The sequence below is a fragment of the Flavobacterium sp. AG291 genome (assembly GCF_003350375.1).
In the GTDB taxonomy this organism is placed as follows: domain Bacteria; phylum Bacteroidota; class Bacteroidia; order Flavobacteriales; family Flavobacteriaceae; genus Flavobacterium; species Flavobacterium suzhouense.
Genome location: NZ_QQAR01000002.1, coordinates 200,554 through 214,231, shown reverse-complemented (window position 1 = coordinate 214,231; position 13,678 = coordinate 200,554). Strand labels below are relative to the sequence as shown.

Sequence of the window (13,678 nt, the reverse complement as noted above, 5' to 3'; positions counted from 1 at the left end):
AAAAAATGTTTTTTGTGTAATTTTTAGAGGCTATTTCGTGTTTAGAGCCATTTTCTGGTAAACAATCCTACAAGTGTACTTGGACTTATGGTTACGACAAAACGTATCTTTTGGTCATAATTGCCTAATCCGGGCTCAAAACCATTACTTGAATATACAGGGAAATACAATTCGAAATAGTCAGGAAGAATATTCAGGCGTACACCACTATCGTAAACAAACTCAGCATCGGTATAATGACTCTTTATAAATCCTGCATCACCATACACTTCAATCCAGTTCCATATATTAAAACTGGCATTAGCTGTTGTCATCCATTGATTAGCATATCGGTTATCAAGTTTTGATTTAAAACCTCCTTCGGCCATAACATATTGCTGACTGAACAATCCAGTGGTTTCTGAACGTCCGTAGAGACTATAGTCAAACATATAATCAGTAGGTCTGTCCAATCCGAAACTAAAGAATTCAGAATCAGTGCTGCGATATATGAATGCACCGGCATACAATCTCAGGTTAATGCGCCTGTTGTCATTAAACAGCCTCCTGTATTGTATTTCTCCCGAAACCTTTCCGAAAGATCCTGATAATTGAAGATCAGTAAAGAAATTGTAATGACGTATTATTTCGGATTCATATCTGCTGTATCGAAGATTAAATACAGAATAGTTTTCATTTTGTTCATCAGTGGCGATGTAAGCAGACTTTTCCCTATTAACCAGTACCTGCCTAACTAAAATGCTCTGTTTTTTATTCTCACGATAATCGTCTTCGCGTAAACGGAAAAGTACCGATGGGTTGAATTTCAAATAACGGGCATCAGGAGCATAATGATATGTAGAACTACCTACTGCATATCGTATGCTGTATAGTTGTCCTATTCGGATGTATTGATTAAACAATAATGAAAACGAACCTATAAGCTCATTGGTTTTGATAGAGTAGGTTGGTTCGATGTCAAAGATAAATGGCTTGTCAAGTAATGATTTATTGTGAAAGCGTAACCCCGGCGAGAATCCATCATATATATTAAATACAAAGCTCGGTACGTAAAATATCTGATTATAATTTGGATCTTCAATATCCTGGAAGAAAGTAAATTTTAAAGGTTTATTGTTGGGGAAGAATTTATCCAGTCTTTTCCAGTTATTACGCCTGTTGAATTCCGGAATTTCATTATTAAAGTTAAGTGCAAGCCTGTCGGCATCCTGTCTGGCTACGGTTAAAGTAGTATCAGTCTTTATGCCTTCTAACCATTGTTTGAAAACAACTTTTCCTTTTTTAAGACCATATAATGAGACTGGAACCTCAGTTTCTTTCCTGTTTTTAATAGTTATTTTAAGTGAGTCCTTTTCTTCGATAACCCTTTTAAATTTAAAATCAATTATATCCCTTGTATCGACAACAGTATCGAAAAACCAATCGGTATTTTTTGTGGTTTTGCTATTAAGTATATTTTTAAAATAATTCCTGTTTGTAACTCTGCTGCTCAGGTTTACTTTGTAAAAATCAGTGAGTGTAGCGGGAACTATATTTTCGCCAAGGTAATCGTCCAGATAATATATACTCAGGCCAGCCCTGTATTTTCCTGATATTTGTTCATTGAATTTTATGAAAGTATTTTTAGGATCACCTATTGGCTGATCAAGGTTTTTCCTTGCTGTAAGCAGATAAACATAGCTATACTGATCATTAAAATCCATTTTAAATATCTTATGCCCTTTTAAGATACCCCAATTAGACAGCTTGCCCATCATTTTTCTGTCAGGGTGGTATTGTTCAATGTACTTTATCATTAGCTCAATCTGGATGGCATCATATATCCAGTTATCTTTACGAGGATCGAGTTTTAAGGTGTTTTTCAGGTAATTATTTAGATATGTCTTAAGGAATTTGATCTCAAAAATAAAAGAGTCAGGATAGGGGCTGATAAACGCAGGTAGCTGATTAATACCATACATAGGGTTACGGTCGTAATCAGTTTGGGTCACCATTATCTTTTCAAAAGGATATGAACCCAGTTTATCCTGCGTAAATAATGCTATCTGATTAATGATCGTATTTTTTTGAACTTCGGTAACACGGCCATCCCAAAAATTACAAACTACAGTAGCGTTTTCGGTTTTAAAGTCTTCAAACCTGTCAAACTGATCTAATGCAATGGTGAAACCTAAACGGTTATTCCCTTCAAGTTCATATACCCATAAACCTTTCTTATCATATTTGTCGTGTTCATTAAGATCAGTGGTGAGATAGTAGTTTTTTGGAACCGTAAGGTTTATATAGTAATCAGACGTTGCGTTGGCAATGTCGTCAAGGTTTTCGTTGCTGTATTTCGCAAACTGATTGTTTTCAAAACGGGCAGGAGTAAGAAACCAGTCTTTGAGTATTAATGATTTTGTTTTGTCATTGTAGCCATAGCGAGTAAACCTGTCAGCGGGGATCTTAACATGATAGTTAACTGTAATTTTAAATTGCCTTCCCGGAAGGATAGGTGAATTAAGACGAAGTTCAACCAAATCAGGATGTCCTTCAGGTCTTTGCCATGGAATACTAAGGCTGTATTGGTCGCTTACAGAATGTATGGTTGTATTACCACGATCATTATCACTTGCTAAATGAAATGCTCTTACAAATTCATCGGAAAAACGCTTTGCCAAAGGGGTGTCTTTAGCTGAATAAGCATTATTCCAGTCGTTAAGAATAACGGAGTGTAGTGTATCGTTTGTTTGATTATTAAAAGTTATTTCTTCTTTTACTGCCAATACCTGCTTTTCGGTATCTACTTCAGCAAACATCCTGACAAGATGCTGTGAATGTAGCTGTACCGAACATAACAGTAGAAGTATGAAAAAAAAATGTTTTTTAATTTCCAATTGCACTTAGAGATTTACCCGTTAAACTTTTTATAGTAGGTGTAAAATCAGGCGAATGGTTGCTTCGCCTGATGTTAAATATATAGTGCAATATATTAAAAGTTAGGGCTAAGGCTGTATTTCTTGTAAAAGTTATCAATAATCTCTACAACTTCTTCGGCAGTGTCTACAACTTTTATAAGGTTAAGGTCTTCAGGATTAGCATTATGGTGTTTCTCAATCAAAACGTTTTTTATCCAGTCCATCAGGCCTCCCCAAAACGAAGATCCAACAAGTATAATTGGAAATTTAGCAATCTTTTTTGTCTGGATAAGCGTTAATGCTTCAAACATCTCGTCGAGTGTACCAAAACCACCAGGCATTACCACAAATGCCTGTGAATACTTAACGAACATCACCTTTCTCACAAAAAAGTAGTCAAAATTTACGTTCTTATCCTGGTCGATGTAAGGGTTAAAATGCTGCTCAAAAGGAAGCTCAATATTAAGTCCTACCGATGGGCTGCTACCCTGGCTTGCACCTTTGTTACCGGCTTCCATAATACCGGGTCCTCCACCGGTAATAACGCCATAACCTGCATTAGATATTTTACAGGCAATCTTTTCGGCTAAAAGATAAGTAGGATCGTCAGGTTTTGTCCTGGCAGAACCAAATATAGAAACACAAGGACCTATCCTGGCCATGGTTTCGTAACCATTTACAAACTCGGCCATTATCTTAAAGATAACCCACGAGTCATTGCTTCTTATTTCATGCCAGGATCTTTGCTTTAGGCTGTCATTAATCCATTCGTCGTCGTTTTCAAACTTTTCTTTCATGGCTTTTTTAACTAAAAAAATGAGTAAAACAGGTTTCTAAGATAGTTCTTTTTTCAGGAAATGCGCTGTGTAACTCTTTTTGTTTTTGGCAACTTCTTCGGGTGTTCCTTTAGCAATAAGCTGTCCGCCGCCTTTACCACCCTCATAACCAATATCTATGATATAGTCTGCCAGTTTAATAACGTCAAGATTATGTTCTATGATCAGTACAGTATTTCCTTTGTCAACCAGTTTATTGATAACTTCCATCAATACGCGGATATCTTCAAAGTGAAGTCCCGTCGTGGGTTCATCAAGGATATAAAAGGTATTTCCGGTATCTTTTTTTGAAAGCTCTGTAGCCAGTTTAATACGCTGTGCCTCACCACCCGAAAGGGTAGTACTCTGCTGTCCAAGCGTTATATAGCCAAGCCCCACATCCTGTATGGTTTTTATCTTTCTATAGATCTTCGGGATGTTCTCAAAGAATGGAACAGCCTCGTCAACTGTCATATCCAGTACATCAGATATTGATTTGCCTTTATAACGTATTTCAAGCGTTTCACGGTTAAAACGCTTACCCTGACAGGTTTCGCACTCTACATATACATCTGGCAGGAAGCTCATCTCAATAACGCGTAATCCTGATCCTTCACAGGTTTCGCAACGGCCACCGCTTACGTTAAAGCTGAAACGTCCCGGTTTATAACCACGGATCATAGCCTCAGGTGTTTGTGTAAATAGTGAGCGTATCTCTGAGAAAACATCAGTATAAGTAGCAGGGTTAGACCTTGGCGTACGCCCGATAGGCGACTGGTCTATATCAATAACCTTGTCAATATGCTCAAGGCCTTCTATTTTTTTGTATGGTTGTGGTTTTTTAACCCCGTTGAAGAAGTGCGTATTCAGGATAGGGTATAGCGTTCCGTTGATAAGTGTTGACTTACCACTTCCCGAAACACCTGTAACACATATCATTTTTCCTAACGGAATTTCTATAGAAACGTTTTTAAGGTTATTTCCTGTTGCGCCGATAAGTTTTAAGGTTTTACCATTGCCCTCACGACGTTTTTTAGGAACTGCTATTTCTTTCTCACCGTTAAGGTAAGCAGCAGTAAGAGTGTGTTCTTTCAGTAATTCGGCAGGTGTACCTGCACTTACGATCTGTCCACCAAAACGTCCTGCAGCAGGGCCGATGTCAATAACATAATCAGCGCGCTCTATCATGTCTTTGTCGTGTTCTACCACAAGTACCGAGTTACCTATGTCACGAAGTGATTCCAGCGATTTAATAAGTTTCTCATTGTCGCGCTGGTGAAGTCCGATGCTCGGCTCATCAAGGATATATAATACACCCACAAGCTGTGAGCCTATCTGTGTTGCCAGCCTGATACGTTGTGCTTCACCTCCTGAAAGTGTTCCAGAACCGCGGTTTAGTGACAGGTAATTTAATCCCACGTCAACAAGGAAACTAAGGCGTGCCTTGATTTCTTTTACGATTTCCATCGCAATGACTTTCTGCTTTTCAGAAAGTTTATTGTCAAGTTCTTCAAACCATTCAGCAAGATCTGAGATATCCATTGATGAAAGCTCAGCAATATTCAGTCCGTTTACTTTAAAGTTAAGGGATTCCTGTCTTAGTCGTGTTCCGTGGCATACAGGGCAGTTTACCTCGTCCATGAAATCTTTGGCCCAACGCTTTAACGACGTACTGTTGCTGTCGTCATACTGGCTTTTGATGAAACTGGCAATACCTTCAAAATCAATTTTGTATTCACGGTTTACACCAAGTGATTTTGAATTTACAGAAAATTTCTCCTTACCGCCGTTCATGATCATATCCATTGCTTCTTCAGAGATGTTTTCGATAGGATCCGTAAGCTTAAAGCCAAATTTCTCACCAATCACTTCAATCTGCTTGAAGATCCATGAGCTTTTATATTCGCCAAGTGGCGCAAAACCGCCCTGCTTAACGCTAAGTTTAGGGTTAGGTATGATCTTTTTTATGTTGATCTCGTTAACTGTTCCCAGTCCGTTACAATGTGGACAAGCTCCTTTAGGGGAGTTGAACGAAAAATTATTCGGTTCAGGATTAGGGTAAGAGATACCCGAGGTAGGACACATCAGATTACGGCTATAATAGCGAGCCTCATTGGTGTCGTGCTCAATAACCATCATTACATCCTCACCGTGATACATCGCTGTTTTGATGCTTTCGGTAAGGCGTTTATCTGTATCATCCGAAGCATCAACAGCCATACGGTCAATAACCGTTTCAATATCGTGGTTTTTATAACGGTCGAGTTTCATTCCCGGTTCGATATCTTTTATTTCGCCATCCACACGTACTTTCAGGAAGCCCTGTTTCGATATTTGCTCAAAAAGTTCACGGTAATGCCCTTTACGGGTGCGGACAATCGGGGCAAGAATAGTAATACGTTTACCATCGAATTTCTCAACGATAAGCTCCTTGATCTGGTCGTCGCTGTAGCTCACCATCTTTTCGCCGGTAACGTAGCTATAGGCATCGGCTCCACGGGCATAGAGAAGGCGCAAAAAATCGTAGATTTCGGTGATTGTACCTACCGTAGAACGTGGACTCTTGCTCGTTGTTTTCTGCTCAATGGCAATAACGGGGCTAAGGCCATCGATCTTGTCGACATCCGGTCTTTCAAGGCCGCCAAGGAACTGACGCGCATAGGCAGAGAACGTCTCGATATAACGGCGCTGCCCTTCGGCATAAATGGTGTCAAACGCCAGTGATGATTTCCCTGAACCCGAAAGCCCGGTAATCACAACAAGTTTTTCACGCGGTATGGTAACATCTATATTCTTAAGGTTGTGCGCACGGGCACCTAACACTTCAATAGTCTCAGTAGTATCTAACATAGCATTTTTGTGCAAAACGCAAAGGTACTCATTTTTAAGCAGTTTTTATATATAGGTTAGGAGTAAGGAATTGTTAAAGTGGATGAGAAAATATTACTTTTAGTAAATAAAATAAAATGATATGACTAATGTAATACAGAGAATTGAAAAAGGGAAAGATACTGTTTACCATGAACTAGGCCATCTTTTGGGATATTGCTTATCTAATAAATTTAATATTACAGATTTAGGAGAAGTTGAGTTAATTCAAATAGGATTAAATATAAATTCTGTAAATCCTAAAAAACATTTTTACAATATCAAAAATTTTTTTGATCAAAGAAATGAAATTTTTGAGAATACTTCCAATATAGATAGAACTTTGGCTTGGTTTATAGAAGTTGTATCTGGATGTACTTTTCAGATTATTTATGAGAATACGAATTTTAAAAATTGTTTTGGAGCAGAGGATTATAAAATTGAGAGTATTGATTTTAATAATTTGAACGTTATTAGAAATATATCTTTTTTTAAATGGACATTTGATGATATCTATTCTCTTCAATCAGATTATCAAAATCTGATTGAAAGATTTAATATAGTTCCACTTTTACAACCTTTAGTTGAAAAACTAATTGAAAATATTAAAAATAGCGCTGATAATCAATTGTTAATAAAGGGAGATGAGTTGAAATATATTATTATAGAAATTAATAGTTTCTTGACGGAAGAATTTATTAATGAATATTTTGAGTTAATAAAAAAGTATAAATCAAAGTTTGATATATCAAATATTTAGTACTTCTTTCACTTTTTTCCAATCCTTAGGTATAAGAAGCTGAACTAATAATTATCAACCAATAATAAATTTAAATGACCCCAACCATCCAAACCATCCCATCCAAAAAACTAGTAGGCAAATGGCTTACCATGACCTTTGCCGAAAACAAAACTTTCGAACTATGGAGCAGTTTTATGCCGCACCGTAAAACTATTACCGGTGTGATCAATCCTGAGCAGATGTATTCACTTCAGGTATATGGGAAGGATTTTTTCAATCCGTTCAATCCAAAAGCTGAATTCATAAAATGGGCTGCTCATGAAACAACTGAAGATGCTGTTACGGCAGAGGGAATGGAAACTTTTACTATTCCTGCAGGGGAGTATGCTGTGTTTTATTATAAAGGTTCGCACAACAATGGGTTTGATGTATTCAGTTATATCTTTGGGGAATGGCTGCCTGTATCGGGTTATGAACTTGACGACCGTCCGCATTTTGAAATACTAGGCCCTAAATACAAAAACGGTGATCCGGATTCGGAAGAGGAGATTTGGATTCCAATCAGGTAGTAAAGTTATAATGTTCAAAGTTTTAAAGTAGTCTGAGGTCCGAAGTCCGAAGCTAACATAGTTGAGAATTCAGGCAGTCGAAAAATCAAAAAATCAAAAAATCTAAAATCCTTTGCAAGCAACCGACAACCTAAAAACCAATTTTTTTCACTACTTTTGCAAAAATTTTTCAGAAAATGCTATCAGTTTCAAATCTATCGGTTCAGTTCGGAAAGCGTATATTGTTTGACGAAGTAAACACAACTTTTACCCATGGCAACTGCTACGGTATCATTGGTGCTAACGGTGCAGGAAAATCTACTTTCCTTAAAATATTGGCAGGTGATATCGATCCTACATCAGGTCACGTACACCTTGAGCCTGGCAAACGTATGTCGGTGCTTAACCAGAATCACAATATGTTTGATGAGCATACTGTGCTTGAAACCGTAATGATGGGTAACAAAACCCTTTATGCGGTTAAGAAAGAAATGGACGAGATTTATCTTAAGCCTGACTTTTCTGATAAAGATGGTGAAAGGGTAGGAGAGCTTCAGGTAATTTTTGAAGAGATGAACGGCTGGAATGCTGATTCTGATGCGGCATCAATGCTTTCGAACTTAGGTATAGGTGAAGAATTCCACTATACATTAATGGGTGAGATGGACGGTAAACTTAAAGTACGTGTGCTATTGGCACAGGCGTTATTTGGTAACCCGGACGTACTTATCATGGATGAGCCTACCAATGACCTTGACTTTGAAACTATCGCATGGCTGGAGAACTTCCTTGCAAACTACGACAATACTGTAATTGTTGTATCGCACGACCGTCACTTCCTTGACGCAGTGTGTACACATATATCGGATATCGACTTCGGTAAGATCAATCACTTCTCAGGTAACTATACCTTCTGGTATGAGTCGAGCCAGCTTGCTGCAAGACAACGCGCTCAGCAGAATAAAAAAGCGGATGAGAAGAAGAAAGAGCTTCAGGAGTTCATCATGCGTTTCTCTGCCAACGTTGCGAAGTCTAAACAGGCTACAAGCCGTAAAAAAATGCTTGAAAAACTTAAGGTTGATGATATCAAGCCTTCAAGCAGAAGATATCCCGCAATCATCTTCGATCAGGAGCGTGAAGCAGGTGACCAGATTCTTAATGTAAAAGACCTTAGCGCATCTATTGATGGTGAGGTGTTGTTTAAGAATGTTGACCTTAACATGGCTAAAGGCGATAAGATCGTGGTATTCTCTAAAGATTCACGTGCTACATCGGCTTTCTACGAAATTATAAATGGAAACATGACTCCGGACAGCGGTTCGTTTGACTGGGGTATCACTACAATACAATCATACCTTCCGGCTGATAACCACGAATTCTTTGAAAACGACCTTACGCTTGTTGACTGGCTTCGTCAGTGGGCTAAGACAGAAGAAGAGCGTGATGAAGTTTATATCCGTGGATTCCTTGGTAAGATGATCTTCAGTGGAGAAGAGGCGTTAAAAACAGGAAGAGTACTATCTGGAGGTGAGAAAGTGCGTTGTATGCTATCGCGTATGATGATGCTTCGCGCTAACGTACTTATGCTTGATGAGCCTACAAACCACCTTGACCTTGAGTCAATCACGGCGTTCAATAACTCGTTGAAAAACTTTAAAGGTTCGGTACTGTTTACAACGCATGACCACGAGTTTGCACAGACTGTTGCTAACAGAGTGCTTGAGATTACTCCAAATGGTGTTATAGACCGTTACATGACATTCGATGATTATCTTGATGATGAAAAGATTCAGGAACTGAGAAAGAAAATGTACAATTAATATACAAAAACCCCGTAAGCAAGGCCTACGGGGTTTTTTATTACCAATAAAGAACGATTATTTTCTGAAGCGGCTAATTACCCAGACGATAAGTACAATTACGGCGATTACTATAAAAATTCCAACACCCATACCGGCCTGGAAAATATCTCCTACAAGTTCGCAGCTTGTTAGCATAGTACTGAATAACAGTGCTAGGAATCCTAATTTAAATATTCTGCTTTGCATGATTTTTGTTTTTTAGGTTATTAGTTTAAAGTTACCACTGCAAAAACCGAATTTTGTTAAAATTGAATCAATTGTATTTAATTTAATAAACTTATTATTTGATCAGTAACCTGACTAAATGCTTTACCTTTAAATTCCCACTCTTCAATAGCTTTAATAAAACGTTTAGACTGTTCATCTTTATCTTCAGTATAATAGGGTAAAAATTGATATTTTGGCAATTGTGTAAGTGCTATGGCAGCCTTATTTTCATTGTCCATCGCATCTTCTATCATTGAATTATCAATGCCAGAAAGTGTAAGAAGTTTTTCATACTTGCGCCAAGAAAATTCTCTAACTAAAATACAGACGATTTTTTTATTAGGATTGTTCTTCATTTCTAATAAAACTTTAAATAGTTCATCTTTTAATATATAGTCTGATGAAATGAAATTGATAGAGAGCATAAATACAACAATATCTGAACTTTTTAATTCATCCTGTATTTCATCATCCCAAAGACCTGGTGTAATTTCTTCACAACTCCAAGATTTTGCAAGTTTTAAATGTGAAAGTGGTTTTAAATGTTTTTCTAATTCCTTTTTGAAAAATATATCTTCGTTCGAATATGATATAAAAATTTTTTTCACTTTAGTAAATTTTTTATTAGTAAATATTTCAAATGGTTTTATTGGAATTTGCTTATATGCTATAAATTTATTGTCTTTATAATTATAAGTTTGGATAATACTTCTATTATCAATTGTTTCACCATTATCATCACCTTGAAGTTCAGAATGATTAACAAATTCCTTATCGTTAAATGATATATATAAGTCTTTTGGGTAATCAAAAAAGTCACAATAATATTCATACAACTTATTTTTAAAATCATCATTTATCTCTTTATCCGATAAGTCGTCGTTAGTATTATAATCTTTCCAGATTAAAAATTCTTCAAAAGTAAAAGGTGTATTTTTGTCTTTGTATAATGCTATAATCGTGTAAAATATATATTTTTTCTCCTCTAGGGTAATAGATTCGTTACAATGTAATCTTATTTCTAAACTTTCAATTTTTAATTCTATTAAGATTAATTTTTTATTGAAAGTAAATAATAACTGATCTCTCCAGAATTTTTTTTGTTCAGGATTGATTCCGAAAAAAATTGTAAGTAAGTTAATTAAACCAAATGGTATAAAATTTTTGAATTTGAGAATAAATATGGGAGATTTAATTGTATAAGAAAAAAAACTATAATCTCTATCATTTTTTGAAAGTTCTAAATAACTTGGTACAACATATTTAAATGTATTACCATAATGTGTTTTAAAAATTACTTTTTGACTTTCAAGTAATTGAGTTATTCCTGAACTTTCATGTTTTTCTAGGCTCTCTAGAGGCAATAGACCTTTGTTTCTTATTAGTACTTGTTTTTTTAGAACATCTGTATTTATATAATTGACTAGTGAGGATGGATTTAACCATATTTTGTCATTATCGTTATAATAGAGTATTAGTCCTTGCCTATGTAATTGCTTCAGATCATCTATGAAATAAATATGATCTCTTTTTGGGATTTTATATTTAGTAATTAAAAAATTTAAATTGACAGGATCGTGATTATAAACAGTCTCATCTAATATGTCTGTGAAAAGATTAATATACCACTTTTTCTTCCTTACTTCTTTTTTGTTTTGTTCAATTAATAAAAGAAGCATTGATTTAAAATGCTCCCTACTTTTTTCTAAGAGATTCTTAGTTTTTTCATTTCTTTTGTCATTCTCACTTTTTTTAAGACATAATTTAAATTCCCCCAAAATATTTAAATTTGTGCGTACTGAATTGCAAACTTCTGAATAAGGAACTTCCTTTGTGGAGTCTCTCTGAACCAATAAAACAGGGCTATTTTCAACTTCTTCAGCATTATTTTGTAAGTAAACAACTTTTGATTTAGTTTCTAAATATTTTTTTTGTTCTAACCAATACAAAAGATTATAGTTAATTGTCGCAACTTTATTCTTGTCAAAATCTATTATTTCGTTAAAATTACACTCTTCATTCCATAAAAGTATTTGTATAGCTCCAAAACTTAAAAAAACTCTGTATATGCCATGATAATAATCTTGTCCTCCGAAATCATAAAAAATAGCTTCAGGGATATTAGCATCTTTAGGATATTTTTCAATGTTTAAAATATGTGTTGAATTTGAATTGTTTAATAAAGTGTCATTTTGTAAAAAATTTAAAAGCGATGATTTACCACTGGCGTGATTTCCAAGCAACAATACTTTTGCGGGCAGTGTTAATTTTTGACTTTCTTTTGAATTAATCAAATTTAAAAGTGTAATTCTTTGATTTTCAATTTTACTAACAATTATATTATTGTTGCTGATTAGTGGGTTCTTTGCAATATTAATGAAGAAGTTTTTTTTATGTAATAAATTTTCTATGCTAAGTAAAGTGCGAATGTCTGAGATTTTATTGGAATGTAGCTCTAAATGATTTAATGCTTTTAATTTAGCAATAAACTCAATTTTTTCTATTAGATTATTACTTAAATTTAATTCTTGTAAATAATTTAAATGGATGTCATGGATTGTTTGAATGTAATTGTTGTTAATGTGTAATTTTTTAAGTTTTGTAAGACTTTTGAGAGTTTCAATATTTGAAAGATTATTATTACTGATATTAAGATGAATTAAATTTTTTAATCCTAGTAAATCGCTAACATCTCTAATTTTCCATTTTGATTTCTGCTTATCAGTATTCCAGTTCCCGCCTAAAATTAATTTTTTTAAATTAATTAAACTACTGATTTCATGAGGAATTCTGTTAATTACATTTGGTTTGTTTTTATTTTTACTAGTTATTCGATACCATCCTTGACTATTTCTCTCTGCCCATTCGTTACTCAATATCAGTTCTTCAACATGTTTACACTCTGCTAGTTCTTCTAATCCTATAAAATGTTGAATATTGCAATTTCCTAAATCAAGTAATTTCTTCTTCTCTTTCAGATTTTCTTTAATTAACTCTGCTGCATGTGCGTTACGATTCGCCGCCCATTTTAGAACTGTTATTGCTCCTTCTTTAACAACATCACTTGGAGGGTTTGCAATTGGGTTTTTATTTACAGCAATCATTTTACTTTGCCTACTAAAGAAGAAATCTACAAATTCTATATTTATACCATTTTGTAACAAGTGAAAAACTGGAGTCAAATCTGAAATTAGATTATTGGATACATTTAGAATGTCTAGCTTATTTAAATAAAATATTGGATCAAGATTTTTTATATTGTTGTTCGTTAAATAAAGATATTTTAATTCAGTTAAGTCTGAAATACTTTCGATGTTATGAATTCCATTATTTTCTAAATTCAATAAAACCAACTTTTTTAATCCCTTTAAGAAATTGGTTTCGATAATATCAGAGTTAGAAATATTTAAACCTTTTAAATTTGAGAGTCTTTCTAATTGAGTTAAGTCATTACCGCTAAAAATATTTAAAGATAAATTATTATTAGGTTCTAAATATTCTTTTTGTAAAGAGTAATAATTATGACCTAAATTTAGATTTTCTAGCCAATTGCATTCGAATAATTTTTCAGGTAATTCTCTGAGTGCACAATTTCCTAAATCTAAAAATTTACTTTTTGACTTAATATTCTCTTCAATTAATTTTAAGGCTAAATCTGACATGTAGTGAAGTTTGATTCTTACAAATATATTGTTTACTTCAATATAATCTTATAGTATAATTACCTGTTTTATTTTTT

8 protein-coding genes are annotated in these 13,678 nt (G+C 34.7%); 3 read left to right on the top strand and 5 right to left on the bottom strand.

Annotated elements, in window-relative coordinates; all coding sequences use genetic code 11:
- Positions 1-41: 41 nt before the first annotated feature.
- The 3 genes from DEU42_RS02980 to uvrA form a co-directional block, all read right to left on the bottom strand.
- Entirely contained in the window at positions 42-2,876 is a 2,835-nt protein-coding gene (locus DEU42_RS02980) for an aminopeptidase (protein ID WP_317047560.1), read from the bottom strand.
- A gap of 95 nt (positions 2,877-2,971) precedes the next feature.
- A complete protein-coding gene (locus tag DEU42_RS02975) occupies positions 2,972-3,694 on the bottom strand; it encodes a TIGR00730 family Rossman fold protein (protein WP_114756785.1) in 723 nt (240 codons plus the stop codon).
- A 36-nt stretch (positions 3,695-3,730) separates the two neighbouring features.
- Positions 3,731-6,562: an excinuclease ABC subunit UvrA gene (gene uvrA / locus DEU42_RS02970; RefSeq protein ID WP_114756784.1), complete on the bottom strand. Its 2,832-nt coding sequence runs from the start codon at positions 6,560-6,562 to the stop codon at positions 3,731-3,733.
- A 121-nt stretch (positions 6,563-6,683) separates the two neighbouring features.
- On the opposite strand from uvrA, the gene DEU42_RS02965 reads away from it, so the two are divergent.
- The 3 genes from DEU42_RS02965 to DEU42_RS02955 all read left to right on the top strand — a co-directional run bounded on the left by DEU42_RS02965 (position 6,684) and on the right by DEU42_RS02955 (position 9,690).
- Positions 6,684-7,340 carry a hypothetical protein gene (locus DEU42_RS02965; protein WP_114756783.1) on the top strand — a complete coding sequence of 219 codons (657 nt, stop codon included), beginning with the start codon at positions 6,684-6,686 and terminating at the stop codon, positions 7,338-7,340.
- Between the two features lie 74 nt (positions 7,341-7,414).
- Positions 7,415-7,891, top strand: a complete 477-nt coding sequence (locus DEU42_RS02960; protein WP_114756782.1) for a GyrI-like domain-containing protein — start codon at positions 7,415-7,417, stop codon at positions 7,889-7,891.
- A gap of 176 nt (positions 7,892-8,067) precedes the next feature.
- The gene (locus DEU42_RS02955; protein ID WP_114756781.1) at positions 8,068-9,690 is read left to right on the top strand and encodes an ABC-F family ATP-binding cassette domain-containing protein; all 1,623 of its coding nucleotides are present in this window, start codon (positions 8,068-8,070) and stop codon (positions 9,688-9,690) included.
- A 57-nt stretch (positions 9,691-9,747) separates the two neighbouring features.
- Here the strand turns inward: DEU42_RS02955 and DEU42_RS17500 are convergent, their stop codons facing one another.
- Complete coding sequence (locus tag DEU42_RS17500; protein ID WP_199509040.1) at positions 9,748-9,918, bottom strand: hypothetical protein; 171 nt, start codon at positions 9,916-9,918, stop codon at positions 9,748-9,750.
- Positions 9,919-9,995: 77 nt separating this feature from the next.
- Positions 9,996-13,601 carry a leucine-rich repeat domain-containing protein gene (locus DEU42_RS02950; RefSeq protein WP_114756780.1) on the bottom strand — a complete coding sequence of 1,202 codons (3,606 nt, stop codon included), beginning with the start codon at positions 13,599-13,601 and terminating at the stop codon, positions 9,996-9,998.
- Between the last annotated feature and the right edge of the window lie 77 nt (positions 13,602-13,678).

Excerpts from the sequence above, each read along its gene's own strand:
- DEU42_RS02950 (WP_114756780.1), bottom strand. The coding sequence starts at position 13,601 with ATGTCAGATTTAGCCTTAAAATTAATTGAAGAGAATATTAAGTCAAAA.
- uvrA (WP_114756784.1), bottom strand. The coding sequence starts at position 6,562 with ATGTTAGATACTACTGAGACTATTGAAGTGTTAGGTGCCCGTGCGCAC.
- DEU42_RS02955 (WP_114756781.1), top strand. The coding sequence starts at position 8,068 with ATGCTATCAGTTTCAAATCTATCGGTTCAGTTCGGAAAGCGTATATTG.
- DEU42_RS02975 (WP_114756785.1), bottom strand. The coding sequence starts at position 3,694 with ATGAAAGAAAAGTTTGAAAACGACGACGAATGGATTAATGACAGCCTA.
- DEU42_RS17500 (WP_199509040.1), bottom strand. The coding sequence starts at position 9,918 with ATGCAAAGCAGAATATTTAAATTAGGATTCCTAGCACTGTTATTCAGT.
- DEU42_RS02960 (WP_114756782.1), top strand. The coding sequence starts at position 7,415 with ATGACCCCAACCATCCAAACCATCCCATCCAAAAAACTAGTAGGCAAA.
- DEU42_RS02965 (WP_114756783.1), top strand. The coding sequence starts at position 6,684 with ATGACTAATGTAATACAGAGAATTGAAAAAGGGAAAGATACTGTTTAC.